This is a genomic window from Pseudomonas sp. SORGH_AS_0199, assembly GCF_031453735.1.
Taxonomy (GTDB): Bacteria; Pseudomonadota; Gammaproteobacteria; order Pseudomonadales; family Pseudomonadaceae; genus Chryseomonas; species Chryseomonas aestiva.
In genome coordinates, this window is the sequence record NZ_JAVJAE010000001.1 from 4,075,098 (window position 1) to 4,100,309 (window position 25,212).

Here is a 25,212-nt window from a genome sequence, read left to right on the forward strand (position 1 = left end):
CAACTCCCAGTCAAAATCAAAAAGCAAGAATTTGCAGAGCGACAAAAACAATTAATTAATTTACATTTACTCGAAAGCCAGGCAGCCTTACTGAGACAATTGGAAATAAAAAAGAGCATGGTCCTACAGGAGCAAAAAAGTGCAGCCAGGGATGAGTTTTTAGGAAAAGAATCCTTCAAGGATGAATTTCTTATAGAGCTAAAAGAAGACATTTTAAAAGGGCTATCTTTTGTACACGATTACAAACAAATAAATGCAACGATATCCCAAAACATTAACGTTATAATCGAAACCAAATACTCCGAACTTGATTTCGAAAAAAAGCTAGAGAAAGCCAGCCAGCAAGAGAAAGCGATATATTGGGCTAGTAAGTTTTTGCAAGAAAAACTGAATGTAGCAAAATATTTATTAAATCCAGACTGGATTAATAGAGAGAGTGAAAAAGCGAGTTTCAGATTTCATGGCCTAGCATTAAAATACATAAAGCTCTATGAGGATCTATTTCGCAAAAAAAGTATCAACCTGTCTATTACTGGAACTAGCCACAAATCGGTCTTAGCTAACCCCGAAGCAGTATCGGTGATAATACAGACGCTAGTCGATAATGCTTACAAGTATTCAAAAAAATCTGGAAAAGCTGAAATACATATATCAGATCAAGAAGACCACATTTTGTTCTCGGTTTCTTCTTATGGACCAAGAATATTAGACACTGAAAAGGAGCTCATATTCCTCCCTTTCAAAAGAGCTAAGGATGCTATAAAAACTCAGGAAGAAGGCGCAGGCTACGGCCTCTATATATCGCAGCTAATAGCGAGAAGAATCAATACCATAATAGAGGTGGAGCAGGAAGCACAGCTAAAAGAAAAGCAAGGTCACTGGACAACCTTTTCTATAAATATCCCTTTCACTGATTGGAATTAGCTACTTAAGCTTTATCTGCAGCAAGGACGACCCATGCCCCGCTGGACCGACCAACCCGCCACCGACACGGATGCCGTCTTCGATTTCATCCTCAAGTTCTCCGGCACCTTCTTGCGGCGTCATGCTTCGCTGTTGGCCAAGGTACTGCCGCCGGCCCTCGGCTTCGGGATGTTCCTGGCCTATTTCGCCCGTAATCACTTCTATCCCAGCTTCGATCTCTTCCAGTTTTCGTCGCTATTGCTAGCGGCTGCCTGCCTCGGCTTTCTAACCATCGGGGCTTTCCTCGCTGCCCTGTTTCTGCCCGCACTCCTCCTACCAGGCGCTTGGATTTATTACGGATTCATCAATACGCAGACGATCAAGGAGGACATCACCTACGCCCTGCCCTATCGTACCCAGGGACGCTTTTGCAAGATCATGTTGCTAATGGCGTTGGTATTCTTCGTACCCTATCTGCTGGCGGGCTTCAGCAACGCCGTCATCCTGCAAATTGATCCTTCGCTATTTTTGGGTGTTTCGCTATTGGCGCCCCTACCTATCACCCTGCTGGCCGGTATCTTCGTCCAGCATCTGTTCGAGCTACGCCGGTTCAGTTTCTTAAGGTTCGTCTGGCAAGCGTATGTGCCGACTATGGTGGTGGGCTACTTTATCGTCTGGATGGTGGTACAGGCTCACCCATTGGTGAATGACTGGCAGCCGGTGCTTAAGTGGGCAGCGCTGGTAATCGCTCCCGTCATCATTGCCTTCGTCACGACGATGACCTCCATGCTGTTTATCGCCGGCTGGAAGGCGGCGATGATGTTTTCGCTGTTCTTCGCCCTCTTCCTGGCCGGCTATAGCGGTGTGCTCACCACCCTGCCCGAGACCATGGTCAAGACGCTGGGTCTGGGTAACTACCAAGCCAAGGCGATCGTGCTCGACACCTCCTATTGCGCCAAGGAACAGGCCAGGGTGCTGCCTACCGATGACCAGTGCGTGCTCAAGGACGTGCAGGTGGTCTGGTCGCTGGGCGAGGCCTTCGTGTTGCGCCTGGCGGACGGCAGCACGGCGCGGTTGCCGGCATCGGCGATTCGGACGTTGGTGAAACCCCAGTAACGGACGTTCCGCCTGCGCCAGCCACAGGTCAGGTTTGAATTAGCTTTCTCGGCTCGTCATCATGGCGGGCAATCCTCTGCCTCAAGCCCGCGCCTGCCGTGTCGATAAGACTGCGGTGCGGCTCCGCCTTGGCAGGTGCTCGCCCCAGGCAGGGAGCGCCCTTCTCGTATCCAGACAGGTCCGATTCGCCCATGGCACTCGATGCCCCCACCATGCTGACCCTTACCATCGCCCTGGCGGCTGCCGCGGCGGGCTATCTGGCCATCGAGTGGCGATCGGTGCGCGAGTCGGCGCTGCTGTACTGGAGCTCGGGCTTCGCCCTCATTTGCGTGGGTAGCACCCTGGCGCTGTTGCGTAGCCAGGGGCTGCTGCTGGTAGGCATCTGGTTCGCCAATGGGCTGCTGATCTTGGTGCATGGCCTCTTCTTGCTTGGCGTGGCGCGCTTCACCGGGCGGCGCCTGAGTCTGGGCTGGTGGACCTTCGCGGCGATCTGGCTAGGAATGTTGCTGCTGCCCAATGAGCCCTGGTGGTCCAAAGTGCTGCTGGTGGTGCAGTCGCTCATGATCGGCATCCTGGCGATACGGGCGAGCCTGCTGCTGCGGCGGCGCAATGCCGGAGAGCGGCAGCTGCGCGCGGTGCTGCTGATCCATGGACTCTTCTACCTGATCAAGATGATTCCGCCGCTCACCCCCGGCAGCCTGATCGATCTGGCGGTCTATCGCGGCGTCATCATCCAGGTCTCGCTGGTAGAGGGGGTGATCGCGGTGATGCTGATCGCCCTGTCGATGACCGGCACGGTGCGCTATCGCCGCGAGCAGCATATCGAGCGCCTGGCTGGCAGCGATCCCCTGACCGGTCTGCATAATCGCCGCGCCCTGGAAGCCGAGGCGCCGCGACTGTTTGGCCAGGCGACCCCGGTCCGCCCCGGCGCCCTGCTGCTGATTGATCTGGACAACTTCAAGCTGGTGAACGACCTGCATGGCCACGCCGCCGGCGACGGCCTGTTGATCGCCCTGAGCGACCTGCTGCGCACCTCCCTGCCCCGCCAGGCGCTGGCCGCCCGGCTGGGGGGCGATGAATTCGTGGTGCTGCTGGGTGAGGCGGCGGATGCGGATGTCGTGCGCCTGGCGGAGACTCTACGCCTGCGCTTCAACCAGCTGGCGGCGCAGCGCCTGCGGACGCCCGAGCCCGTCACCCTGAGCATCGGCGCCGTGCTGTTCGATCAACCGCCGGAAAGCCTGGCAGCCCTGCTGGAGCGCGGGGACAGTGCCCTCTACGAGGCCAAGCGCGGCGGGCGGGATGGCTTGCGGATGAGCCTGGGATGAAGGCGCGTTAATGGCTTAGGCTTGGGCGATTGCCTGACCGGAGCCACCATGCCCATCGCCCTCGAATCCCCCGACCAACCCGAGGTGATCGCCCTGATCGCCGAACTGGATGCCTACCAGGACGACCTCTATCCGCCCGAGAGTCGTCATGCTCTGGATCTCACATCGTTGATGCAGCCGAACGTGCTGTTCCTGGTCGCCCGGGATGACAGCGGCAGTGCCCTGGGTTGTGGCGCCATGGTGCTGCAGGACGACTATGGCGAGATCAAGCGGATGTATGTGAGCCCCAGGGCTCGCGGGCAAGGGCTGGGTGGTCGCCTGCTGGCGGAACTGGAGCGTGAAGCGGTAGGCCGTGGGTGTGAGTTGGCGCGACTGGAAACGGGGCCCTATCAGCCGGAGGCCTTGCGGCTCTATGAGACGGCGGGTTACCAGCGGCGTGGTCCTTTTGGAGCGTATCGGGACGATCCGTTGAGTGTGTTCATGGAGAAGCGGCTGGAGGCGTAGATACCGTCTTCGCCCCTCAGTGTGCAATCGCTAAAGCAGGATCGAAAGGCTTGCCCGATTTGAGCACGCCATAGGCGATGGTCAGCAGCTTGCGCATGGCGGCACAGACGGTTTGTTTACCTTTCTTCCCCCTGGTTTTCAGACGCTCGGCTTGCGCCTTGATAGCCGGGTTGTAGGTCAGCGCCACGACGGCGGGTAGGTATAGCGCACTTCGTAAGCGGACCGATCCCATGCGCGAGATGCCGGTATGGCCGCGGTAAAGACCTGATTCCTGTAGGCGTGGGTTCAAACCGGCAAAGGCGGTCACGGCGCGGGCATCGGCGAAGCGACCGATATCGCCGAGCTCCGCCAGGATCAGGGCGGCGGTCTTGTCGGCGATGCCGTCTATGCTCACCAGCAGATCACGTTTGCCGCGCAGGTCCGGGTCATCGTCGATATGCCGTTTGATCTGTTCGAGCGTCCAGGCGATCTGCTCATCGAGCCGCTGCACGACCGCCTGGATCGAGTTTTGGACTTTTTCCGGGCTGACCTCGAGCCGATTGAGCTCCATCTGCCGTAGCGATTGGAGATCCTCCAGGCGCCGGGTCAGCGCGCGAAGCGTGCGGATGGACACAGGCTCCGGGTGCCAGGCCCGCAGGCTGTCTTCATGCCGCTGGCCATAGGTGGCGATCAGCTTGGCGTCGAGTTTGTCCGTCTTGCTGCGCTGCAACTGGCTTTGCGCATAGCGAGCGATCTGTGCCGGATTGAGCACGGCGATTCGGTAGCCCAGCGCATGGAAATGCTCGGCGAGCGCTTCGTGATAGGTGCCCGTGGCCTCCATCACGATCCAAGCGCCTGGCTCGGCATGCTGTTGCAGCCAGTCGGCAAAGACCGCGAAGCCTGACGGATCGTTGCTCAGCCTGCCCTTGGTCCGGTGCTTGCCATTGGATTGCAGGACCGCCAGATCGAAGCTGCGCTTGGCGATATCAACACCGATTACGGCCATGATGTCTCCTCCTTCAGATGCGACACGATCACGTCATCCCGTCCAACCTTGTGCAATACGAGCTCTGGAGGCTCTAGATACCGTTCGGACTCGGGGATGGGTGTGGAGGAGGCGGCCTATCTACGTTGCAAGCTCAAAGGCTTAAGGGTGGACACGGCCTGCCATCCTCCCCCGATGATCAGTCGGGGACTATCCCCCCTAAGGAGGCTGTCGTCGAGATACAAGGGTGGACAACGGCGCAGCCTTGTCCACGCGGCTAAGGCACCGGGCCGTCAGTGGAAAACGCTGGCGCTGTTTTCCACGCTACGCCAGACGCACCGGAGCGGATCAGGTGCCGAGGCTTTCAGCCCTACGCAGACCTCGGGCCAGCGTCCAGCAGAGGGCGGCCACACCAGTGGCGACCAGGCCGAAGACGAACGCCGCCTGCGCCGGCAGCATCAGGCTGGCCAGGCCGCCGAACAGCGCCGCGCCAATGGCCTCGCCGCCGATGTTCTGCGCCGTCCACAGCGCATTGATGCGCCCCAGCAGGCGATGCGAATTTCGCCTTGCGCTGGAAGGTGATCAAGTTCGGTTTCTCCAAGCGGCTGCCGGTAGGCGAAGTGCGTACGGCGACGCAAAGGGCCCGGGGTGAACGTGGGATATGGCAGCGTCGATATTGGGAGCACCTGATAAGAGACGAGCAGGATTACCAGCGGCATGTGGAATACATCCACTTCAATCCGGTCAAGCATGGCCACGTTGGCGCAGTGAAGGACTGGCCTTATTCGAGTTTCCATCGAGCGGTGCGGGAGGGGCTCTATCCGCAGGATTGGGGTGGAGACTTCGCGGTAGAGACAGGAGGTTGGGGGGAATAGCGCCGTAGGGGGACGACGCGCAGCTTGTCCACGCGGGATCACGCCTTGGAGGCGCCAGTGGAAAAGGCTGGCGCCGTTTTCCACGCTACGGAGTGAACTCCGCTAACAGGAATTCCACGAAGCTCCTAACCGTCACCGAGCGCCATCTTGTCTGGGGATAGAGCGCGGTCAAGGGGCGGGTGAGTTCCTGGCCCTGGAAGAGGCGGACCAGATTGCCGGCGGCGACGTCGTCCTGCAGCAGGAACGCCGGCTGCAGGATGATGCCGAGGCCCTGCAGGGCGGCCAGGCGCAGGGCGGGGCCGTTGTTGAGGTGCAGGCGGCCGGGTGGCAGCGGGCCGAAGTTGGTGCCGGTCTGGGTGCGCCATTGGTGCAGGGCGCGAGGGTCCATGCCGAGGCAGTTGTGGATCTCCAGATCGGCCAGTCGCTCGGGCGTGCCGCGCTGGGCGAGATAGCCGGGCGCGGCGCAGCACCACATCACATAGGGCGCCAGGGATCGCGCCACCAGGGAGGAATCGGCCAGTTCACCGATGCGGATGGCGATGTCGATGCCCTCCTCCACCAGATCCTGGACCCGGTCGCTCAGCACCAGGTCGAGGGTGACCTGGGGCTGCCGCGCCAGATAGTCGCCCAGCCGAGGCGTGAGGCCGTAGGTGCCGAAGGACACCGGCGCCGAGACGCGCAGGATGCCGGCGGGTGCCAGGCGCTGGGTTTCGGCCTGGCGGTCGGTGTCGGCGACCAGGGCGAGGATCTCGCGGCAGCGGGCGTAGTAGCCCTCGCCAAAGGCGGTCAGACGCTGGCGCCGGGTGGTGCGTACCAGCAGTTGCAGGCCCAGGCGCCTTTCCAGGCCGCGCAGGTGATTGCCGGCCATGGTCGGCGAGATGCCTTGCGCCTGGGCCGCTGCGGCCAGGCTGCCGCGCTCAACCACGGCGACGAACACCTGCATGCTGTCGAGCAGATCCATTCCACACTCCTGCTAAGGAATCCTCGCACTGGGACGGCGTTTATCTCATTTGGGTGATGGGTGAGGCTAGTGGTGTGGATGAGGTGGCGGCGTGTTGGACTTCGCTGCGCTTGGCCAACCGCGTGGAAAAGGCTGCGCCGTTTTCCACCCTACGACCCTGAAGTGGAGAATCGATCATGGATCTGCAACTGCACGACCGTACCGCCCTGGTGACCGGCGCCAGCATGGGCATAGGCACTGGCATCGCCCGCATCCTGGCGGCCGAAGGCGTTCGGCTGGCGATCACCGCGCGGCGGCGGGACGCCCTGGAGGACCTGGCCGAGGAGATTGCCGCAGCCGGTCATGCCCGGCCGCTGGTGATCGTGGCGGATATCACCGACGCCGAAGACGTCCAGCGCCTGGCGCGGGAAGCGGAGGAAGGGCTGGGCCGGGTGGACATCCTGATTAACAATGCCGGCGGTACAAGACCGCTTTCAGTGACAGCGGACGATGCGGCCTGGGACGAAGCCTGGAATCTCAACTTCACCGCCACGCGCCGCCTGACCCAGGCGCTGCTGGGTGGAATGCGCGAAAGGCGTTGGGGACGCATCATCAATTTCAGCGGCAGCATGGAGCCGCGGGACGTGAACGGCGCCGGAACGGCCAAGGCGGCGATCCAGTTCTGGTCCAAGGGGCTGGCGAGTCAGCTGGCGGCCGAGGACATCACGGTCAACACCATCGCCCCGGGGCGGATCAATTCCGAGCAGATCCTGCAGCGGCTGCATCCGACGCCCGAGGCGCGCCAGGCCTTTATCGCCCGGCACATTCCCATCGGCTATTTCGGCGAGCCGGAAGACGTGGGCCAGGTGGTGGCCTTTCTCGCCTCACCGCTGGCGCGCTACCTCACCGGCGATGTGATCGCGGTGGATGGCGGGATGCATGCCCATGCCCACTAACACCCTCTAGCGCCTGACGCAGACAAACAGCGCATTGCCCGCCTCGCCGGCCCAGGGTTCGATGCGCTGGTAGTCGTGCTCCAGCATCTGCACCTCGAACTGTGGCTCCAGCAGGGCCAGCAGTTCGGGGAAGTCCACCGCCACCATGGGGTGCTCGTCCTGCCAGGTCTGCTGCTGGCCGGCGTAGCGGCGTTCGATGCGCAGGCGGAGTTGCTGGTGTTCGCCCTCGCCCGGGTAGTGCCAGGCGGAGGCGAAGCTGAAGTGGCCATCGGCCCGTTCGACGCTGTGGCCGACGCTGGAGGCATTGTCGATACGGCGCTTGTCGACGGCGTTGAAGCAGAACAGGCCGCCGGGGGTCAGGGCCGCCCGGACCTGCGTCAGGCACGCCTGGAGCCGGGCAAGGCTGCCGCTGTAGTGCAGGGAGTAGAGAAAGCAGGTGATCAGGTCGACCGGCTGGTCCAGCTCGAAAGCGCACATGTCCTGGCAGGAGAAGTCCGCCTCGGGGCAACGCAGCGCGGCCTGGGCCAGCATCGGCGGATTGAGGTCCAGCCCGCTGCTCTGGAAGCCGGCATCGAGGAAATGCCGCACATGGGGGCCGGTGCCGCAGGCGAGGTCGAGATGACGACTGCCACCGTTGCCGAACAGTCGCTGCAGGCGCAGCACCGCCTGGCTCTGGGCCCGGTAGTCGATGTCGGCGCAGAGCAGGTCGTAGTAGGCCGACAGGTCGGTGTAGAGTGCGGTGGCGGACATCGCAGGGGCTCGGGGCTGGAGACGCGGGCGCGCATCTTAGTCGGTTTCTGCAATCTTCGACGCCTTATACTGGCGGTTTTCCCGAGAGTCCCCTGACGTGAGCAACAAGAGATACGCCTGCATCGGCCTGAGCAACCCCAAGTCGCCGTCCAACGTCGGGTCCATCATGAGGGCGGCGGGTTGCTACGGGGTGGCCTCGGTGTTCTATACCGGCACCCGCTACGACCGCGCCAAGGACTTCGTCACCGACACCAAGAAGGTCCATCAGGACATCCCGCTGATCAACATCGACGACCTGCGCCGCATCCTGCCGCTGGGTTGCGTGCCGGTGGCGGTTGAGCTGGTGGAGGGCGCCCGGCCGCTGCCCGAGTACACCCATCCCGATCGCGCGCTCTATCTGTTCGGCTCGGAGGACGGTTCGCTGAGCCAGGAGCTGCGCGACTGGTGCGAGGACGTGGTGTACATCCCCACCCAGGGCTGCATGAATCTGGCGGCCACGGTCAATGTGGTGCTCTATGACCGCCTGGCGAAGGGCAATAACACCCGCTCCGGTCCGCTGTTTTAACCAAACCCCTGGGTCGGCCGGCGCAAGACCGGATCGAAGGGGTTGATGCGCGCGGCGATCACCCCGGCTTCGCGGCGGAGCAGTTCGATCACCGTGGGCAGGCGCTGGGGGTTGAGGCGTTCGCTCAGGGTGCCCACGCTCAGCGCCGCCACCGCCCGGCCATTGCGGTCGAGGATGGGCACGGCGAGGCCCGCCATGCCGGCCAGCACCCCGGTGTTGCGCGCGGCGTAGCCCTGCTGGCGGACGTTGTCGATTTCGGCGCGCAGCAGCACCTCATCGTAATGATGGGCATCGCGCAGCCGCGGTAGGTTGTAGCGGATCACCTCGTCGCGCTCTTCCTCGGGCAGGAAGGCCAGGATCGCCAGGGCGCCCTGGCCTCCGCCCAGCGGCACGCGACCGCCGATGTCGCCGGTGAAGGTACGGATCGGATAGGGCCCCTCGCTGCGATCCAGGCACATGGCGTCGAAGCCGCTGCGCGCCAGCAGGAACAGCGAATCACCTAGGGACGCCGACAGCCGCAGCAGACTCGGCCGCGCCAGGTCGCGCAGATTGCCGACCTGGCCGGCGCGGGCCGCCAGGGCGAAGAAGTCCAGGCTCAGGCGGTATCTCTTGCTGCGGGCGCACTGCTCGACCATGCCCTCTTCCACCAGGCCACGCAGCAGCCGGTGGGTGGTGGGTTGCGACAGGCCCACTCGCTCGGCGAGGCGGGTGACCTTTTCCCCCTCCGGATCACCCTCACCCAGGGCGCGCACCACGGCGAACACCCGGCTGATGGCGCCAACACCTACCTCACCTGCCGCTGTCTTTCTTTCACTGGAATCTTCCATCTAACACGCTCCAAAATATTCCACTGAGTGAATAAATCTGAAAAAAGAGTTCATTCAGTGAAAAACCTGCTTGTCCCGCATCCTAGGTCGCCCTTACCTTCAGGTCCATAGGGCGATACTCACAATCACCGGACGCCGCCAATCGAGCGAGCGCCAACGTCCCAGATCCAGGCTGTCTTTCGCCCTGCCAAAACCTTGCCCAGCCTCTCCCGTGGGCGCGACCGGAGGAGCATTGCGGCCATGGCTTTCCTGACTCTCGACAATCTCAGCAAGCGCTACGGCGACAGCTACGCGGTGGCCGGTTCGACCCTGGCCATCGAGCGCGGCGAATTTGTCTCCCTGCTCGGCCCCTCCGGCTGCGGCAAGACCACCACCCTGCAGATGATTGCCGGCTTCGTCGACGTCAGCAGCGGGCGCATCCTACTCGACGGCCAGGACATCACCCACGCCAAGCCGGCCAGTCGCGGCCTCGGGGTGGTCTTCCAGAGCTATGCGCTGTTCCCCCACATGACGGTGCGCGACAACGTCGCCTTCGGCCTGCGCATGCGCAAGGTGGCGGGCGCCGAGCTGGCGCGCCGCGTCGAGGAAGCCCTGGGCCTGGTGCACCTGGGCCAGCACGCCGAGCGCTATCCGCGCGAACTTTCCGGTGGCCAGCGCCAGCGGGTCGCCCTGGCCAGAGCGCTGGTGATAGCACCCCCGGTGCTGCTGCTGGACGAGCCGCTGTCCAACCTGGACGCCCATCTGCGCGAAGAGATGCAGTTCGAGATCCGCCGCATCCAGCGCGAGGTGGGCATCACCACCCTGATGGTCACCCACGACCAGTCCGAGGCGCTGTCCATCAGCGACCGGGTGGTGGTGATGGAGGCCGGGCGCATCACCCAGGTGGATGCGCCCTATCGGCTCTACGAACATCCGCGCAACAGATTCATCTCCGACTTCGTCGGCAAGGCCAATCTGCTGCCCGGCAGCCTGGATGCCCAGGGTCGGCCACAGGTCACCGCGGGCGGCGCCCTGGCGATCTCGCTGCGGCCGGAAAAGATCGAGTTGCGCACCGCTGGTGAGGGGCGTCTGCAAGGGCGAGTGCTGACCCGCTTCTTCCTCGGCAGCCAGTGGCTGTATCGCCTGGAGACGGCACTGGGCGAGGTGTCGGTGCTGCGCAGCAACGACGGGCTGCCGCCGCTGGACGAAGGCCAGCGCGTCGGGCTGCACTGGGACGACGGTCTGCTGCGCCGCCTGGAAGCCACGGAGGCCGCGGCATGAGCACCCTGCTGCGCGGCACCGGTCGCGCCTATCTGCTCAGCGCCCCGGCCCTGGTGCTGTTCGCCGGACTGCTGCTGGCGCCCCTGGCGCTGACCCTGGCGCTGTCGTTCAACGTCTTCGACTACGAAACCGGGATCAAGGAAGGCAGCTACACCCTGGCCCACTACCTGAGCCTGCTGGGCGATCCCTACTTCTACGAGATCTTCCTGCGCACCTTCTGGATCAGCGCCCTGGTCACCCTGCTCTGCGTGCTGATCGGGGTCCCGGAGGCCATCGTCCTCAGTCGCATGGGCGCGCCCTGGCGCTCGATCTTCCTGATCCTGGTACTGACGCCGCTGTTGATCTCGGTGGTGGTGCGCGCCTTTGGCTGGAGTCTGCTGCTGGGCGCCGACGGCCTGGTCAACCAGGCCATCGTGGCCCTGGGCGGGCGGCCGCTGAAGCTGCTCTACACCCCCTTCGCGGTGATCGTCGGCCTGGTCCACGTGATGCTGCCCTTCATGATCATCCCGGTCTGGACCTCGCTGCAAAAGCTCGATCCCGCCGCCGAGCAGGCCGCGCTGTCGCTGGGCGCCAGTCACCTGACGGTGCTGCGGCGCATCGTGCTGCCCCAGGTGATGCCCGGGGTGCTGTCGGGGACGCTGATCGTCTTCGGCCTGGCCGCCAGCTCCTTCGCCATTCCCGGCCTGCTCGGCGGACGCCGCTTGAAGATGGTCGCCACCCTGATCTACGACCAGTACCTGGCGGAACTCAACTGGCCGATGGGCGCCACCCTGGCGGTGGCCCTGCTGCTGCTCAACCTGCTGGTGATGCTGGGCTGGAATCGCCTGGTGGAACGCCGCTACAAACGTGCCCTGGGAGTCTGACCTCATGACCCGCAACGGCCCGCTCGGGCTCGCCTTCCATACCTTGGTGATGGTCTTCATGCTGGCGCCGCTGGTGGTGGTCTGCCTGGTGGCCTTCACCCCGGAAAACACCCTCAGCCTGCCCACCTCCGGCTTCTCGCTGCGCTGGTTCGCCGCCGTGTTCGAGCGGGCGGATTTCCTCACCGCCTTCTACAACAGCCTGCAGCTGGCGGCGCTGTCGGCCACCCTGGCGACACTGATCGCGGTGCCGGCGGGGCTGGCCATCACCCGCTACCGCTTTCCCGGCCAGGGCTTTCTCAATGGCCTGTTCCTCTCGCCGATCATCATCCCGCACCTGGTGCTGGGCGTGGCCATGCTGCGGCTGTTCGCCCTGCTGGGGGTGAATGGCAGCTTCAGCTGGCTGGTGCTGGCCCACGTGGTGGTGATCACCCCCTATGTGCTGCGCCTGGTGATCGCCGCCGCCATCGGCATCGACCGCAGCGCCGAGCAGGCCGCCGAGAGCCTGGGCGCCAGTCGCACCACGCTGTTCTGCCGCATCACCCTGCCGATGATCCTGCCCGGGGTGGCCGGCGGCTGGCTGCTGGCCTTCATCAACAGTTTCGACGAGGTCACCCTGTCGATCTTCGTCACCTCTCCGGCGACCCAGACCCTGCCGGTGCGGATGTACGTCTACGCCACCGAATCCATCGATCCGATGATGGCGGCGGTGTCGGCGCTGGTGATCGCCCTGACCGCGGCCACCATGATCCTGCTCGACCGCATCTATGGCCTGGATCGCGTGCTGGTGGGCAAACAATGAACAGCCGAGACCCGTCCATGGCACTGCTCAAGCGGGTGGCCGAACGCGACCGCCCGACCCTGGCCTTCACCCTCGACGGCCAGCCGGCCGAGGGCCTGCAGGGCGACACCCTGCTCACCGCCATCCTCACCCAGAGCGATCACCTGCGCGGCAGCGACTTCGGCGGCGAACCCCGCGCTGGCTTCTGCCTGATGGGCGCCTGCCAGGACTGCTGGGTGCGCCTGGCCGACGGCCGCCGGGTGCGTGCCTGCGCCACCTTTCTCGAAGCGGGCCAGCAGGTCAGCCGCGATCCAGGGCGGCCGCTGTGAGCGCCGTCGTGGTGGTGGGCGCCGGGCCGGCGGGCATTCGCGCGGCCCAGACCCTGGTCGCCCATGGCCTTGAGCCGGTGCTGCTGGACGAAAGCGCCCGCGGCGGTGGCCAGATCTATCGCCAGCAACCGGGCAATTTCCAGCGTCCGAGCAAGGCGCTGTACGGCTTCGAAGCTGGCAAGGCCCAGGCGCTGCACGGTGCTTTGACCGAGATGCAGACGACGCTGGACTATCGGCCTGACACCTTGGTGTGGAATGCCGAGCAAAGCGCCCTGGATACCCTCAGCCAGGGCCGCTATGTCGATCGCCTGGCCTTCGACCAGGTGATCGTCGCCACCGGTGCCACCGACCGCATCCTGCCGGTGCCGGGTTGGACCCTGCCGGGCGTCTACAGCCTGGGCGCCGCCCAGGTGGCGCTCAAGTTCCAGGGCTGCGCCATCGGCAGCCGCTCGGTGCTGGCCGGTACCGGTCCGCTGCTCTATCTCGTCGCCTATCAATACGCCAAGGCCGGGGCCAAGCCACTGGCGGTGCTGGACAGCGCGCCCTTCCGCGACCAGGCCGCAGCTACCCCGGCCCTGTTCGGTCAACCGGCCACCTTCGCCAAAGGGCTCTATTACCGCAGCTGGCTGGCGCTGCATGGCGTGCCCGTGCACCAGGGCGCTGAACTCCTTGCCGTCGAAGGCGAACGCCGGGTGGAGGCCGTGCGTTGGCGCGCTGCCGATGGTGAAGCGCACCGGCTGGAGTGCGATGCGCTGGGCTTCGGCCAGACGCTGCGCAGCGAGACGCAACTGGCCGACCTGCTGGGGTGCGACTTCGCCTGGAGTGCCCTCAATAGGGCCTGGTTGCCGGTGCGGGACAACGGCGGGCGCAGCAGTCAGACCGGGGTCTACCTGGCCGGCGACGGCGCCGGCATCCAGGGCGCCGATGCTGCCGAACTGGCGGGCGAACTGGCAGCCCTGAGTCTGCTGGAGGATCGTGGCGTGCCGGTGGACAGGGCGCGTATCCAGGCCCTGCAGGCACGCCTGGCGCGCTTCGAGGTCTTTCGCCAGGGCTTGGAGCGGGCCTTCCCCTTCCCCGCGGACTGGGCGGCCAAGGCGCCGGACGAACTCATGGTCTGTCGCTGCGAACAGGTCAGCGCCGGCGAGATCCGCGCTGCGGTGGATCAGGGGCACTGGGAGATCAACCGGGTCAAGGCCACCTGCCGGGTCGGCATGGGCCGCTGCCAGGGCCGCATCTGCGGCGCGGCGGCGGCCGAGTTGATCGCCTGCGCCAGTGGTCGGCCGCTGGACCAGATCGGTCGGTTGCGCGCCCAGGCGCCGATCAAGCCGCTGCCCTTTGGCGTGGAGCTGGCGCCATGAGCCGGCTGGACGTGGATGTCCTGATCATCGGCGGCGGCATCGTCGGCAGCAGCGCGGCGCTGTTCCTGGCCCAGGGCGGCCAGCGCATCGCGCTGCTGGAACGCAACTTCTGCGGCGCCCAGGCCAGTGGCGTCAACTACGGCGGGGTGCGCCGCCAGGGCCGCCCGCTGGTGCAGTTGCCGCTGTCCAGTCGCGCCCATCAGCTCTGGGGCGGTCTGCAGGACCTGCTGGGTACCGATGGCGAATACCTCAGATCCGGCCACCTCAAGCTGGCCCGCAGCGACACCGACTTCGCCTCCCTGCAGGCCTATGCCCAGGCCAGCCAGGGCTTCGACCTCGACCTGCAACTGCTCGACCGGAGCGAATTGCGCCGGCGCTTTCCCTGGGTCGGCGACATCGCCGTGGGCGCCTCCTTCTGCCCGGAGGACGGCCACGCCAATCCACGGCTGGTCTCCCCGGCCTTCGCCCGGGCAGCCGCGCGTGCCGGCGCGCAGATTTTCGAGCGTACCGCCGTGACCGCCGTCGAGCACGACGGCCAGCGCTTCCAGCTCCGCACCGACAGCGGCCTGACCTTGAGCGCACCCTGGCTGCTGAATTGCGCCGGCGCCTGGGCCGCGGAGCTGGCCGCCCGCTTCGGCGAGCCGGTCCCCCTCACCGCGGCCCATCCGGCCATGCTGGTGACCGAACCGCTGCCGCCCTTCATGAGCGCCAGCACCGGCGTGGAAGGCGGCGGCATCTATGCCCGCCAGGTGGCGCGCGGCAATTGCGTGCTGGGCGGCGGGCGCGGTTTCGCCCTCGACGCCGATCGCGCCCGCCCCGGCCAGCTGGCCATCCTCGACATCCTCAGAAACGCCGCCGAACTCTATCCGGCTCTCACCGGTGCCCAGGCCATCCGCACCTGGAGCGGCGTCGAGGGCTATCTACCGGATCACCAGCCGGTGCTCGGCCCCAGTCTTACCACCCCCGGCCTGCTGCACGGCTTCGGCTTTGCCGGCGCGGGCTTCCAGATCGGGCCGGCGGCTGGCGAAGCCCTGGCCGAGTGCATCCTGCAGGGCGCGCCCCGGCACAGCCTGCAGGCCTTTTCCATCGCCCGTTTCCCTTCCCAGCCCAGGAGTTCCCAATCATGCGCCTGACCCCCGCCCTGCTCGTGGCCCTCGCCGGCCTGCCCCTGGCCGCCGTGGCCGAACCGACGCTCTACCTCGGCATGAACGGCGGCACCATGGAGCGCCTCTATGCCGACAGCGTGCTGCCCGCCTTCGAGAAGGCGCACAACGTCAAGGTGGTGATCGTGCCCGGCACCTCGGCGGACATCCTCGCCAAGGTCCAGGCCAGTCCGCAGAAGCCGCCGATCCACGTGATGTTTCTCGACGACGGCATCATGTACCGCGCCATCGGCATGAATCTCTGCAGCCCGCTCAAGCCCAGCGCGAGCCTGGCGCAGATTCCCGAAAAGGCCAAGATCAAGGACCAGGCCGCCGCCGTCAGCCTGGGCGTGACCGGTCTGGCCTACAACAGCCGGCTGTTCAAGGACAAGGGCTGGGCGGCGCCGACCTCCTGGGCGGACCTCGCCGATCCCAAGTACAAGGGCAAGGTGGTGTTCCAGTCGCTGTCCTCGTCGACCTTCGGCCTGCACGGTTTCCTGATGTTCAACCGCCTCAAGGGCGGCACCGAGCAGGACGTCGACCCCGGCTTCAAGGCCTGGCCCACCACCGTCGGCCCCAATGTGCTGGAGTACATCCCCAGTTCGGCCAAGCTCTCGGAGATGGTGCAGACCGACGAGGCGGCACTGTTCCCGCTCACGCCCACCCAGGTCACCGCGCTCAAGCTCAAGGGCATCCCGGTGGAATACGCGCCGCCCAAGGAAGGCGCCGTGGTGCTCAACGTCGCCGAATGCGTGACCGCCAACAACGACCAGCCGGAGCTGGCCCAGCAGCTGGCGGAATACCTGCTGACGCCCGAAGCCCAGGCGCCGGCGCTGGAACTGGGCGACCAGATCCCGTCCAACCCCAACACCCCCACCACCGACAAGACCCGCGGCCAGGTGGACGCCATGCAGAACTACCTGAAGACCGCCGTGACCATCGACTGGGATGAGGTCAACAAGGTGCGGCCGCAGTGGAACGCCCGCTGGAACCGGCAGGTGGAGCGCTAGTCGCTCGAACAGCGCAAACGCACCGCTGGATGTCGACCCTGGACAACTCCGGTCCGGGGCGACCCCTCACCCTTGACGGCTTCCATCACCAGGAGAGCCGCCATGGCCAACCCGCCCATCACCGTTCTGCGCGACACCCAACCCCTGCCCGTGGTCGATGCCTGCAAATGGGAGCGCATCGAAGGTGAGCCCCATACCGTCAACCTCAATGCCTACACCTCCGATGACGGCAGCAAGATCATGGGCACCTGGATCTGCACCCCCGGCAAGTGGCGCGTCGACTACGTGAAGTGGGAGTACTGCCACTTCCAGGAGGGGTACTGCATCATCACCCCCGATGGCCAGCAACCCATTCACCTCAAGGCCGGCGACATCTTCGTCGTCGAACCCGGCATGAAGGGCACCTGGGAAGTGGTCGAGACGGTGCGCAAGTATTTCGTCTTCGCCTGATCCCGCCAGGCCCCGGCACCGCTGCCGGCGGCCCAGGCTTCAGCGACCGTCGAAGCCGCGGAAGAAGCGCTCGGCGTTGTCGCTCAGGGTGTCCAGGTCGTACCCCCCTTCCTGCACGATCACCGTGGGCAGTCCCAGGGCCTTGATCCTTTCGCCCAGCACGCCGAATCCCGCCTGACTCACCGCCACCTTGGACTGAGGATCGTTTTCGTAGATGTCGAAGCCGAGGGACAGCACCAGCACGTCCGGCGCCCACTGCCGTAGCGCCGCCTCGGCTTCCTCAAGCCGGGCGAAGAAGTCGGCCTCGGAAGCGCCATGGGGCATCGGCAGGTTGAGGTTGCAGCCTTCGCCCTGCCCACTGCCATGCTCGTCGGCGAAGCCGGCCACCACCGGATAGAAGTTGGTCGGATCGCCGTGGATCGACAGGTAAAAGACGTCGTCGCGCTCGTAGAAGATTTCCTGGATGCCCTGACCGTGGTGCATGTCGGTATCCAGGATGGCGACTCGGGCAAAGCGCGTCCGTAGCTCCTGGGCGGCGATGGCCGCTCCGTTCAGGTAGCAGAAACCACCAGCCGCCTCGGCCCGGGCATGGTGGCCTGGCGGGCGACACAGCGCATAGGCGGCCGGCTCGCCGTCACGTACGCAGCGCGCCGCCGCCACCGCGCTCTGGGCGGAGCCATAGACGGCGGCCCAGGTCTGGGCGCCGATCGGGCAACTGCCGTCCGCCAGGTAGCGGGCGGTCTGGCCAAGGATGCCACGCAATGGGTTGTTCTCGCGGACATAGATGTTCGACATCACCTCGTCACCCCAGTCTTCGGGCACCTGGTGCCAGTCGCGATAGGCATTCTCCAGGTAGGTCACATAGGCCTCGCCGTGCACGGCATGCAGCGGCGCGCGGCCGTGATCCGCCGGCTGTTCGAGGGGATAGCCCAGCCGCTCCACCGCGGCCAGCAGGGCGTCGAGGCGGGCCGGCACTTCCTGGGGGGTGCGCATCTGGCCACGGGACAGGTAGCTGGTGCGCGGATGATGCAGGCGCTGATCGGGATGGAAAAAGGTCTTCATGTCATCTCTCCTGACGGCCCGCGCGGGCCAGCACGGCATTGAACAGGACGTCGGCGCCGCGGCGGACGTCATCGAAACTGGCCGATTCGGCCTCGTTGTGGCTCAGGCCGCCGGCACAGGGGATGAAGATCATCGCCGTGGGGCAGTGCCTGGCCAGGTGGATGGCGTCGTGACCGGCGCCGCTGATGATGTCGCGGTGGGGATAGCCCAGCGCCTGGACCGCCTCGCGCACGGCGCCGACGCAGTCGGCGGCAAAGGGGGTGGCAGGGCTCAGCCAGTGCCGCTGGACGTCCAGCGACAAGCCGCGCTCGTCGGCCACGGCGGCCAGGCAATCGCGTGCGGCGGTTTCCAGCGCTGCCAGGGTCTGGTCCTGGGGGTGACGCAGGTCCAGGGTGAAGCGCACCTCGCCGGCGATGGTGTTGCGCGAGGAGCGCGCCACGTCCAGTTGCCCCACGGTGACCAGTCCGTCACCGAAGCGAAAAGCCAGATCCTCCAGCGCCGCCAGCATCCGGCCGACGCCGAACAGGGCATCCCGGCGCCTGGCCATGGGGGTGGTGCCGGCGTGGGCCGCGGTGCCGCGAACGCACACGTCGAGCCAGCAGATCGCCTGGCCCCCGGTGACCACGCCCACGGCCAGGCCTTCGTCTTCAAGCACCGGGCCCTGCTCGATATGGGCCTCGAAATAGCTATCGAAGGACCGCCCCAACGGCTGGTCGCCGGCATAGCCGGTGCGTTCCAGACTCGTGGCCACGGAGATGCCGTCACGGTCGCAGGTCGCCAGGGCCTCGGCCAGGGGCAACTGCCCGGTGAAGACCGCGGAACCCAGCATGGCCGGCGTGAAGCGCGCACCCTCCTCGTTGGTCCAGACGGCGAGTTCCAGGGGTCGATCGGTCTGGATGTCCGCGTCGTTCAGGCTGCGCATCACCTCCAGCCCGGCGAGCACGCCATAGACGCCATCGAAGCGACCGCCCTTGGGTTGGGTGTCCAGATGGCTGCCCATGACCACCGGCGCGGCCTGGTCATCAAGCCCCGGACGACGGGCGAACAGGTTGCCGATGGGGTCCACCGTCAGGCTGAGGCCGGCGGCCACGCACCACTGGCTGAACAGCGCCCGCCCCTGGCGATCTTCTTCGCTCAGGGCCAGGCGACTGCTGCCCCCGGCCTCGCCCGGGCCGACCTCGGCCATGGCCGCCAGACTCTGCCAGAGGCGCTCGCCATCAACTTTATACATGCGGGATTCCTTGTGCTCAGGCGTGAGAGACATGGGCGGTGGCCTCCCGGCGGCGCGCCAGAGCCGCCACGCACAGCAGCGACAGGCCGGCCAGCAGGGAATAGAAGACCGCCAGCGGCCACCACTCGCCCGTGAAGCGATGGGCCAGCAGGGTGCCGACCATGGGGGTCAGGCCACCGGCAATGGCGCCACAGACCTGGTAGGCCATGGAGATGGCGGTGTAGCGCACCCGGGTAGCGAAGACGCCACTGACGAAGCCGGCGATCACCGCATAGAAGGACGCCATGCAGGCGGCCGCCAGGGCGATTCCCAGCACGATCAGCGGCGCCGAGCCGGTCTTGACCAGCACGAACATCGGATAGGGCGAGGCCATGGCCAGGGCCGCGATCAACAGCAGGAAACGTGCGCTGCCCATACGCTCGGCGAGCAGCGCGGCCAGCGGCTGGACCAGGAACTGGATGAGGGCGACGAACAGCAGGCAATCAAGGATCAGCGAGCGCGACAACTCCAGCACCTGGGTGGTGTAGCTGAGCATGAAGGTGTTGGTGAAATAGACTCCGGCGATGCCCAGGGTATTGGCGCCGATGCACAGCAGCAGCGGACGCCAGGCGGTGCGCAGCACTTCGGCCGCCGGCGCCTTGGCCGTTTCCTGGCGCTCCTTCATCTCGGCGAATTCGGGGGACTCGTCCACGCCCAGGCGGATGGCCAGGCCGACCACCAGCAGCAGCGCGCTGGCCAGGAACGGCAGGCGCCAGCCCCAGTCGAGCAGATCCTCTTCCGGCAGGCTGGTGACGCTACGAAAGGCGATGATCGACAGGATCAGGCCGGCCGGGCTGCCCCACTGGGCGAAGGAGGCGAAAAAGGTCCGTCGACCGGCCGGTGCATGCTCGCCGGCCATCAGCACGGCGCCGCCCCATTCGCCACCCACGGCGATGCCCTGCACCACCCGCAGCAGGATCAGCAGGATCGGCGCCCAGACGCCGGCCTGGCTGTAGGTGGGTAGCACGCCGATGAGCACGGTGACCACGCCCATCATCAGCAGGGTGACGATCAGGGATTTCTTGCGGCCGATGCGGTCGCCGATATGGCCGAAGACCAGGCCACCCAATGGCCGGGCGAAGAACCCCACGGCGAAGGTGCCGAAGGCGGCCAGGGTGCTCAGCAAGCGGTCTTCGGAGGGAAAGAACAGCTGGCCGAAGACCAGCGCGGCGGCGGTGGCGAAGATGTAGTAGTCGTACCACTCGATGGTGGTGCCCACGAAGGCAGCGGCGGCGGCGCGCCTGGGTTGGCGACGCGGTGAGGTGGACGGCATGCAGGGTGCTCCTATCGACTGCCGGAAAAGGAAGCGGCGCGGCGGATCAAAGGCCGGACGCACGGAGAGCGATGGGCAGGGGCGGTCAGGGAGACATGGACGCAGCACTCCTGGGGATATCGTTCTTGTTGGGCAGGAGAGAGAGAAGAATGCAGGAGCGTTCTAGGGCGCCTTGACGTCGTTATCCCTTGGCAGGCTAAGATTAGTCAATTTTCTAATTCTTATACCTATCTATAAGCATGGCTAATAATCAGGATGAACCGCTCTCCCCCGCGCCCTTGCCAGACGGCCGGCGTTTTCTCAACGATCGGCTGGACTGGAATCTCCTGCGCACCTATCTGGTGATCGTTCAGGAGGGCAGCGTGAGTCGTGCGGCCGCGCGGCTGCACCTGACTCAGCCAGCCGTCAGCCAGGCTCTCAAACGGCTGGAGGAACAACTCGATCGCGGGCTGATCATTCGCCGGGGGCCGCGCTTCGCCCTCACCGAGGCCGGCGAAGAGGTGGCCCGCATCGCCAGCGACCTCTATGGCAACGTCTCCCGCCTCGGCGCTGCGCTGGAGCGCTCAACGGAAACCGTGGTGGGCAAGGTGCGGATGCTCACCATCAGCCGTATCCAGTCGCGCTGCTACGACGACTTCCTCGCCGACTTCCACCGCCGCTTTCCGCGGGTGGAACTGGTGATCGACGTGATGCGCAGCTCGGACATCATCAGCTCCCTGCTGCAGAAGACCGCGACCCTGGGCCTCGCCCTCTGCCGTATTCCTCAGCCAAAACTGGAGCAACGGGTGCTGTTGCAGCAGCGCTATGCCTTTTTCTGCGGACGTCGCCATCCCCTGTTCGGGCGCAGTGACCTGTCGCTGGCCGATCTGCAGGGCGAGAACTTCGTCAGTTTCACCAGCGACCAGATTGGCGGCAGCCTCTCGCCGCTCACCATCTTTCGCGATCAGCAGGGCTTCACCGGACGGATCGTCGCTTCCTCACCCAGCCTCGAAGAAATCCGCCGCCTGGTCGGCGCCGGTTACGGCATCGGCTGTCTGCCCCAGCATGTAGTGGCCGATGACGTGGCCGCCGGCCAACTCTGGCGACTGCCGCCCGGCGAAGGCGTGGCCGATGTCGACGTGCACCTGCTCTGGCACCGCGAGCAGCGCATGACCCAGGCGGAAACGGCGCTGCTGGAAGGCTTCCAGCATCTGCTGGCGACCACCGAGGTGGCCGCGCGGCTCTAGGGCGCTTTCACTCGGTCCACGGGAAGGGTCTTGCTATGCTGATCCGTTGGATATCCCTGCTAAGGAGCTCCCATGGATCCCTACCCTCGCCCAGGCACCTGGCGCGAGCGCCTGTACATCATCATCTTCCACACCTACACCCCGGCCGGAAGACTCTTCGACACCCTGCTGCTGGCGGTCATCATGGCCAGCCTGGGCGTGGTGATGCTGGACAGCATCCAGGCCATCCATCTGCGCTACGGCAGCTGGCTCTATGGACTGGAATGGATCTTTACCGGTCTCTTCGCGATCGAATACCTGCTGCGGGTGATCTGCGCGCCCCGACCGCGCCAGTACGTCACCAGTTTCTATGGCTTCATCGATTTGCTGGCCGTGCTGCCGGCCTTTATCGCCCTGCTGATGCCCGATGCCCAGTATTTCCTCGTCATCCGGGTGCTGCGGATGATGCGGGTGTTCCGCGTGCTCAAGCTGACGCCCTACCTGAGCCAGGCGGATTTCCTGATGGTGGCGCTGAGCAGCAGCCGGCAGAAGATCACCGTCTTCCTGCTGGCCATCTGCACCCTGGTGACCATGTTCGGCACCTTCATGTACGTCATCGAAGGACCGGCCAACGGCTTTACCAGCATCCCGCGCAGCATCTACTGGGCGGTGGTGACCCTGACCACCGTGGGCTTCGGCGACATGGTGCCCAAGACGGCGCTGGGCCAGACCCTGGCGGGCATGATCATGATCACCGGTTATTCGATCATCGCCGTGCCCACCGGCATCTTTACCGCGGAGCTGGCCAACGCCATGCGCAGCGCCACGCTACAGCGCGACTGTCCACGCTGCCAGAAGCCTACCCACGAGCCCGACTCCTCCTTTTGCAATCGCTGCGGCAATCCGCTGTTCCCTCCTACTGAGAAGAGCCAGCCGGAGGAGTCGGCCCACTAGGCCGGACGCTGCGTCTCAGGGCGTGGCGTCGCTGGCATAGCAGGCCCAGGCCGGGCGCGTGGCCAGACGTTCGAGATAGGCCGCGATTGCCGGCGTCGCGAAGCGCTCGATCGGAGTGCACCGCCAGCGGTGCAGCGACAGGCCGAGGGCGATGTCGGCCAGGCTGAAGTGTTCGCCGGCCACATAGGGGCCGTGCTGCGCCAGGTGCGCTTCCAGAATGGCGATGCGCCCGTTCCAGGCGGCGACACCTTGCGCCAGGCGCTGCGGATCGGGTTCCGCTGGTTGCTGCTTCACCAGGGCCAGATAGGCGTAGCTCCAGGCCGGATTGAGTTCGCAGGCCTGCCAGTCCAGCCACTGATCGACCCGCGCCCGGGCGCGCGGAGCGGTGGGATACAACGCTTCGCCACCATGGGCATTGGCCAGGTAGCGCAGGATGCTGTTGGATTCCCAGAGCACGAAGTCGCCATCCAGCAGGACCGGGATCTGGCCATTGGGATTCCACTGCAGGTACTCGGCGGATTGCGCCGAGCGAAAGCCGGCGCCCCAGTCCTCGCGCTCATAGCCCAGGCCCAGTTCGTCGAGGCACCAGAGCGCCTTGCGGACGTTGATCGAAGAGACGCGACCGAGAATTTTCAGCATGCCGAGGCGACCTCCCGGGATGGATGGCTGAGATAGGGCTCGATATTGCCGAGCGCGCGCTGCACATAGTCCTCCTTCTCGCCCACCGGTGCCACGTAATGCAGCGCCTCGGCCGCGGCCTCGCGGCCCAGCAGCCGGGCGATGGCCCAGGCCGCCAGGTAGCTGGAGGCCAGGCAGCCGCCGGCGGTGGCCAGGTTGCCGTGGGCGAAGAAGGGTTGCGCCAGCACCTCGATGCCGGCTTCCTGCACCCAGGGCCTGGTGGTGAGATCGGTGCAGCCGGGTACACCGTCGAGCAGGCCGAGGCGCGCCAGCAACAGGGTGCCGGAGCACTGGGCGCCGATCAGCTGGCGTTCGGGGTCGAGCACCGCCAACTGTTCCAGCAGGGCGGCGTCTCGCGCCAGTTCCCGGGTACGGCTGCCACTGCCCACCAGCACGGCGGTGCAGTCCGCCAGCTCGTCGAAGCCGGCCTGACGCTCCAGGCGAACACCGTTCATGGAGGTCACGCAGGGGGTCGGCGCCATCAGCGAAGCCCGCCAGTCCGGACGCTTGATGCGATTGAGGAGGCCCAGGGCGATCAGGGAGTCCAGTTCATTGAAGCCGTCGAAGGTGAGGATGGCAAGGTGCATGGGGCTACCAGGGGCGCGGGGTGAAGCGAGAGTCTCGGCTCCACGGGCGGGCGTCGGCCAGATACAGTGCCGTGCCAGGCTGGCCATACAGTCAGGCCGGCCATCGACAAACCGCTCTAAGGCGGGCAATAGCACCCCTGCCCTACTTGGAAGTACTAGCACTTAGACATTACAGTGACGCACCCTGGCCGAGCCATCGGCCGATTTGCCATCGTCCAGCGGCCCTATCCCTTTCCGAGATGTCGATGGACGACGATATTCGCTATGAACAGCATGTCCGCCGGGTGCTGCGCACGCCCCTGCTGGTGTTGCAGCCCCTGATGCTGGCGATGTGGCCGCTGAGCCTGTGGAGCAATCCGCTGATCGGCAGTCCCTACAAGACGCGCTATTTCGCGCTGATGCTGCTGTTGCTAGGGATCAGCGCCCTGCTCAGCGTGGCGCGCAGCGCGCGCATGATGAGTCTGACCTTCACGGGCAACATCTGGGCGCTCATCCTCGCCTTTCGCATCCAGATCCAGGATGGCGGCGCCGTGGGTCACTACTGGAATCTCCCCATCGCCATCGTCGTCGTGCTGGGCACCTGCGGCCTGACCTATCGCCTCTCCCACTACCTGACCACCCTCGCCGGCGCCGCCTTCATCCTCTTCGCCGGTCAGGCCCAGCTGATACCCGCCGCCATGCCGGTGCAACTGGTCGGTTTGCTGGTAGGCGCCACCCTGGCCATCGGCATCGCCTACAACCACGCCAACAGCCAGTGGATGCGGCGGACCTTCATTCTCAAGGAGCGCTATCGGATTCTCGCGGAGACCGATGAACTCACCGGAATCGCCAACCGCCGCAAGCTCCTCGAGCGGGTCGACGCGGCCCGCGGCGAGAGCGGGCAGGCGCCCAGGCATTTCGTCATGCTCGACATCGACAACTTCAAGGAGATCAACGACCGCCATGGCCATCAGGTCGGTGACCAGGTGCTGTTCGCCACGGCGCGGCAACTCGATCAGCTCGATCCGCGGTTGCAGGGCGGCCGGCTGGGCGGCGAGGAATTCGGGCTGCTGATCCGCGACCTCGACGAGGCACGAGTCAGTCAGCTGCTGGAAACCCTGCGCAGGCGCCTGGCTGAAGCCGAGCCCCTGGGTATCCGCTTCAGTGCCGGGGCGCTACGGCTCACGCCGGAGCTGTCGCTGAACGAATTGCTGCGCCAGGCGGACGAAGGGCTCTATCGGGCCAAGCGCCAGGGCAAGGACCAGACCGTCTGGATCCGTTGAGGGTCG

The 25,212-nt window shown here is 65.3% G+C and carries 26 protein-coding genes and 1 pseudogene; 18 read left to right on the plus strand and 9 right to left on the minus strand.

The genetic code is table 11. The annotated features are described in order from the left end of the window. Nucleotides 1-117 precede the first annotated feature (117 nt). The 4 genes from QE444_RS19085 to QE444_RS19100 all read left to right on the plus strand — a co-directional run bounded on the left by QE444_RS19085 (nt 118) and on the right by QE444_RS19100 (nt 3,848). Nucleotides 118-924 carry a sensor histidine kinase gene (locus QE444_RS19085; RefSeq protein ID WP_309740929.1) on the plus strand — a complete coding sequence of 269 codons (807 nt, stop codon included), beginning with the start codon at nt 118-120 and terminating at the stop codon, nt 922-924. Between the two features lie 33 nt (nt 925-957). Beyond that, complete coding sequence (locus QE444_RS19090; protein ID WP_263258865.1) at nt 958-2,019, plus strand: hypothetical protein; 1,062 nt, start codon at nt 958-960, stop codon at nt 2,017-2,019. A gap of 191 nt (nt 2,020-2,210) precedes the next feature. After that, nucleotides 2,211-3,344: a GGDEF domain-containing protein gene (locus tag QE444_RS19095; protein ID WP_263258864.1), complete on the plus strand. Its 1,134-nt coding sequence runs from the start codon at nt 2,211-2,213 to the stop codon at nt 3,342-3,344. 48 nt (nt 3,345-3,392) lie between these two features. Further along, a complete protein-coding gene (locus QE444_RS19100; RefSeq protein WP_309740937.1) occupies nt 3,393-3,848 on the plus strand; it encodes a GNAT family N-acetyltransferase in 456 nt (151 codons plus the stop codon). Between the two features lie 16 nt (nt 3,849-3,864). On the opposite strand, the gene QE444_RS19105 is transcribed toward QE444_RS19100, so the two are convergent. Continuing rightward, nucleotides 3,865-4,833 carry an IS110 family transposase gene (locus tag QE444_RS19105; protein WP_309740940.1) on the minus strand — a complete coding sequence of 323 codons (969 nt, stop codon included), beginning with the start codon at nt 4,831-4,833 and terminating at the stop codon, nt 3,865-3,867. 521 nt (nt 4,834-5,354) lie between these two features. On the opposite strand from QE444_RS19105, the pseudogene QE444_RS19110 reads away from it, so the two are divergent. After that, a pseudogene (locus QE444_RS19110) lies at nt 5,355-5,687 on the plus strand (REP-associated tyrosine transposase); the annotation flags it as partial. An 85-nt stretch (nt 5,688-5,772) separates the two neighbouring features. Here the strand turns inward: QE444_RS19110 and QE444_RS19115 are convergent. After that, a complete protein-coding gene (locus QE444_RS19115) occupies nt 5,773-6,648 on the minus strand; it encodes a LysR family transcriptional regulator (RefSeq protein WP_263259825.1) in 876 nt (291 codons plus the stop codon). Nucleotides 6,649-6,824: 176 nt separating this feature from the next. Between QE444_RS19115 and QE444_RS19120 the strand changes: the two genes are divergently transcribed. Then, complete coding sequence (locus QE444_RS19120) at nt 6,825-7,583, plus strand: SDR family NAD(P)-dependent oxidoreductase (RefSeq protein ID WP_263259823.1); 759 nt, start codon at nt 6,825-6,827, stop codon at nt 7,581-7,583. A gap of 6 nt (nt 7,584-7,589) precedes the next feature. On the opposite strand, the gene QE444_RS19125 is transcribed toward QE444_RS19120, so the two are convergent. Next, entirely contained in the window at nt 7,590-8,333 is a 744-nt protein-coding gene (locus tag QE444_RS19125; protein WP_263259821.1) for a class I SAM-dependent methyltransferase, read from the minus strand. Between the two features lie 97 nt (nt 8,334-8,430). Here QE444_RS19125 and QE444_RS19130 point away from each other — a divergent pair, with 97 nt between their 5' ends. Next, nucleotides 8,431-8,898, plus strand: a complete 468-nt coding sequence (locus QE444_RS19130) for an RNA methyltransferase (RefSeq protein WP_208692104.1) — start codon at nt 8,431-8,433, stop codon at nt 8,896-8,898. On the opposite strand, the gene QE444_RS19135 is transcribed toward QE444_RS19130, so the two are convergent. Then, nucleotides 8,895-9,725: an IclR family transcriptional regulator gene (locus tag QE444_RS19135; RefSeq protein ID WP_263259819.1), complete on the minus strand. Its 831-nt coding sequence runs from the start codon at nt 9,723-9,725 to the stop codon at nt 8,895-8,897. The genes QE444_RS19130 and QE444_RS19135 overlap by 4 nt on opposite strands. 240 nt (nt 9,726-9,965) lie before the next feature. Between QE444_RS19135 and QE444_RS19140 the strand changes: the two genes are divergently transcribed. The 8 genes from QE444_RS19140 (at nt 9,966) to QE444_RS19175 (ending at nt 16,915) form a co-directional block, all read left to right on the plus strand. Next, complete coding sequence (locus QE444_RS19140; RefSeq protein ID WP_263259818.1) at nt 9,966-10,985, plus strand: ABC transporter ATP-binding protein; 1,020 nt, start codon at nt 9,966-9,968, stop codon at nt 10,983-10,985. Then, nucleotides 10,982-11,848: an ABC transporter permease gene (locus tag QE444_RS19145; protein ID WP_160923395.1), complete on the plus strand. Its 867-nt coding sequence runs from the start codon at nt 10,982-10,984 to the stop codon at nt 11,846-11,848. The genes QE444_RS19140 and QE444_RS19145 overlap by 4 nt, the downstream gene beginning before the upstream one ends. A gap of 4 nt (nt 11,849-11,852) precedes the next feature. Next, entirely contained in the window at nt 11,853-12,647 is a 795-nt protein-coding gene (locus tag QE444_RS19150; protein ID WP_133863274.1) for an ABC transporter permease, read from the plus strand. 17 nt (nt 12,648-12,664) lie between these two features. Next, a complete protein-coding gene (locus QE444_RS19155) occupies nt 12,665-12,955 on the plus strand; it encodes a (2Fe-2S)-binding protein (RefSeq protein WP_007160508.1) in 291 nt (96 codons plus the stop codon). Then, a complete protein-coding gene (locus tag QE444_RS19160; RefSeq protein WP_263259815.1) occupies nt 12,952-14,313 on the plus strand; it encodes an NAD(P)/FAD-dependent oxidoreductase in 1,362 nt (453 codons plus the stop codon). Before QE444_RS19155 ends, QE444_RS19160 begins: the two co-directional genes overlap by 4 nt. Then, nucleotides 14,310-15,446: an FAD-binding oxidoreductase gene (locus QE444_RS19165; RefSeq protein ID WP_263259814.1), complete on the plus strand. Its 1,137-nt coding sequence runs from the start codon at nt 14,310-14,312 to the stop codon at nt 15,444-15,446. Before QE444_RS19160 ends, QE444_RS19165 begins: the two co-directional genes overlap by 4 nt. Further along, nucleotides 15,437-16,465 (plus strand): ABC transporter substrate-binding protein, encoded by a 1,029-nt coding sequence (locus QE444_RS19170; RefSeq protein WP_263259812.1) that lies wholly within the window; start codon nt 15,437-15,439, stop codon nt 16,463-16,465. Before QE444_RS19165 ends, QE444_RS19170 begins: the two co-directional genes overlap by 10 nt. Before the next feature lie 102 nt (nt 16,466-16,567). Continuing rightward, complete coding sequence (locus QE444_RS19175) at nt 16,568-16,915, plus strand: cupin domain-containing protein (protein ID WP_263259811.1); 348 nt, start codon at nt 16,568-16,570, stop codon at nt 16,913-16,915. 39 nt (nt 16,916-16,954) lie between these two features. Here QE444_RS19175 and QE444_RS19180 read toward each other — a convergent pair whose 3' ends face one another. Genes QE444_RS19180 through QE444_RS19190 form a run of 3 tightly spaced genes read right to left on the minus strand, consistent with a single transcriptional unit; the run spans nt 16,955 to nt 20,520 of the window. Further along, nucleotides 16,955-17,977 (minus strand): histone deacetylase family protein, encoded by a 1,023-nt coding sequence (locus QE444_RS19180; RefSeq protein WP_309740959.1) that lies wholly within the window; start codon nt 17,975-17,977, stop codon nt 16,955-16,957. 1 nt (nt 17,978) lies between these two features. After that, on the minus strand, nt 17,979-19,208 hold the full coding sequence (locus tag QE444_RS19185) for a Zn-dependent hydrolase (RefSeq protein ID WP_263259808.1): 1,230 nt from the start codon (nt 19,206-19,208) through the stop codon (nt 17,979-17,981). Between the two features lie 16 nt (nt 19,209-19,224). Further along, nucleotides 19,225-20,520: an MFS transporter gene (locus QE444_RS19190; RefSeq protein WP_263259797.1), complete on the minus strand. Its 1,296-nt coding sequence runs from the start codon at nt 20,518-20,520 to the stop codon at nt 19,225-19,227. 239 nt (nt 20,521-20,759) lie between these two features. Here QE444_RS19190 and QE444_RS19195 point away from each other — a divergent pair, with 239 nt between their 5' ends. Together QE444_RS19195 and QE444_RS19200 are read left to right on the plus strand one after the other, a co-directional pair. Next, nucleotides 20,760-21,746, plus strand: a complete 987-nt coding sequence (locus tag QE444_RS19195) for a LysR family transcriptional regulator (RefSeq protein ID WP_263259795.1) — start codon at nt 20,760-20,762, stop codon at nt 21,744-21,746. 72 nt (nt 21,747-21,818) lie between these two features. Then, nucleotides 21,819-22,679: an ion transporter gene (locus QE444_RS19200; RefSeq protein WP_187979975.1), complete on the plus strand. Its 861-nt coding sequence runs from the start codon at nt 21,819-21,821 to the stop codon at nt 22,677-22,679. A 15-nt stretch (nt 22,680-22,694) separates the two neighbouring features. Here the strand turns inward: QE444_RS19200 and QE444_RS19205 are convergent, their stop codons facing one another. Next, nucleotides 22,695-23,318 carry a glutathione S-transferase family protein gene (locus QE444_RS19205; protein ID WP_263259794.1) on the minus strand — a complete coding sequence of 208 codons (624 nt, stop codon included), beginning with the start codon at nt 23,316-23,318 and terminating at the stop codon, nt 22,695-22,697. Next, nucleotides 23,312-23,944: a DJ-1/PfpI family protein gene (locus tag QE444_RS19210; protein ID WP_263259793.1), complete on the minus strand. Its 633-nt coding sequence runs from the start codon at nt 23,942-23,944 to the stop codon at nt 23,312-23,314. Before QE444_RS19210 ends, QE444_RS19205 begins: the two co-directional genes overlap by 7 nt. Nucleotides 23,945-24,189: 245 nt before the next feature. Between QE444_RS19210 and QE444_RS19215 the strand changes: the two genes are divergently transcribed. Then, complete coding sequence (locus QE444_RS19215; RefSeq protein WP_263259792.1) at nt 24,190-25,206, plus strand: diguanylate cyclase; 1,017 nt, start codon at nt 24,190-24,192, stop codon at nt 25,204-25,206. Nucleotides 25,207-25,212: the final 6 nt, after the last annotated feature.

Coding starts and splice junctions, on each gene's coding strand:
- QE444_RS19085 (WP_309740929.1), top strand. CDS start 118: ATGGTCCTACAGGAGCAAAAAAGTGCAGCCAGGGATGAGTTTTTAGGA.
- QE444_RS19090 (WP_263258865.1), top strand. CDS start 958: ATGCCCCGCTGGACCGACCAACCCGCCACCGACACGGATGCCGTCTTC.
- QE444_RS19095 (WP_263258864.1), top strand. CDS start 2,211: ATGGCACTCGATGCCCCCACCATGCTGACCCTTACCATCGCCCTGGCG.
- QE444_RS19100 (WP_309740937.1), top strand. CDS start 3,393: ATGCCCATCGCCCTCGAATCCCCCGACCAACCCGAGGTGATCGCCCTG.
- QE444_RS19105 (WP_309740940.1), bottom strand. CDS start 4,833: ATGGCCGTAATCGGTGTTGATATCGCCAAGCGCAGCTTCGATCTGGCG.
- QE444_RS19115 (WP_263259825.1), bottom strand. CDS start 6,648: ATGGATCTGCTCGACAGCATGCAGGTGTTCGTCGCCGTGGTTGAGCGC.
- QE444_RS19120 (WP_263259823.1), top strand. CDS start 6,825: ATGGATCTGCAACTGCACGACCGTACCGCCCTGGTGACCGGCGCCAGC.
- QE444_RS19125 (WP_263259821.1), bottom strand. CDS start 8,333: ATGTCCGCCACCGCACTCTACACCGACCTGTCGGCCTACTACGACCTG.
- QE444_RS19135 (WP_263259819.1), bottom strand. CDS start 9,725: ATGGAAGATTCCAGTGAAAGAAAGACAGCGGCAGGTGAGGTAGGTGTT.
- QE444_RS19140 (WP_263259818.1), top strand. CDS start 9,966: ATGGCTTTCCTGACTCTCGACAATCTCAGCAAGCGCTACGGCGACAGC.
- QE444_RS19145 (WP_160923395.1), top strand. CDS start 10,982: ATGAGCACCCTGCTGCGCGGCACCGGTCGCGCCTATCTGCTCAGCGCC.
- QE444_RS19150 (WP_133863274.1), top strand. CDS start 11,853: ATGACCCGCAACGGCCCGCTCGGGCTCGCCTTCCATACCTTGGTGATG.
- QE444_RS19155 (WP_007160508.1), top strand. CDS start 12,665: ATGGCACTGCTCAAGCGGGTGGCCGAACGCGACCGCCCGACCCTGGCC.
- QE444_RS19165 (WP_263259814.1), top strand. CDS start 14,310: ATGAGCCGGCTGGACGTGGATGTCCTGATCATCGGCGGCGGCATCGTC.
- QE444_RS19170 (WP_263259812.1), top strand. CDS start 15,437: ATGCGCCTGACCCCCGCCCTGCTCGTGGCCCTCGCCGGCCTGCCCCTG.
- QE444_RS19175 (WP_263259811.1), top strand. CDS start 16,568: ATGGCCAACCCGCCCATCACCGTTCTGCGCGACACCCAACCCCTGCCC.
- QE444_RS19180 (WP_309740959.1), bottom strand. CDS start 17,977: ATGAAGACCTTTTTCCATCCCGATCAGCGCCTGCATCATCCGCGCACC.
- QE444_RS19185 (WP_263259808.1), bottom strand. CDS start 19,208: ATGTATAAAGTTGATGGCGAGCGCCTCTGGCAGAGTCTGGCGGCCATG.
- QE444_RS19190 (WP_263259797.1), bottom strand. CDS start 20,520: ATGCCGTCCACCTCACCGCGTCGCCAACCCAGGCGCGCCGCCGCCGCT.
- QE444_RS19195 (WP_263259795.1), top strand. CDS start 20,760: ATGGCTAATAATCAGGATGAACCGCTCTCCCCCGCGCCCTTGCCAGAC.
- QE444_RS19200 (WP_187979975.1), top strand. CDS start 21,819: ATGGATCCCTACCCTCGCCCAGGCACCTGGCGCGAGCGCCTGTACATC.
- QE444_RS19205 (WP_263259794.1), bottom strand. CDS start 23,318: ATGCTGAAAATTCTCGGTCGCGTCTCTTCGATCAACGTCCGCAAGGCG.
- QE444_RS19210 (WP_263259793.1), bottom strand. CDS start 23,944: ATGCACCTTGCCATCCTCACCTTCGACGGCTTCAATGAACTGGACTCC.
- QE444_RS19215 (WP_263259792.1), top strand. CDS start 24,190: ATGGACGACGATATTCGCTATGAACAGCATGTCCGCCGGGTGCTGCGC.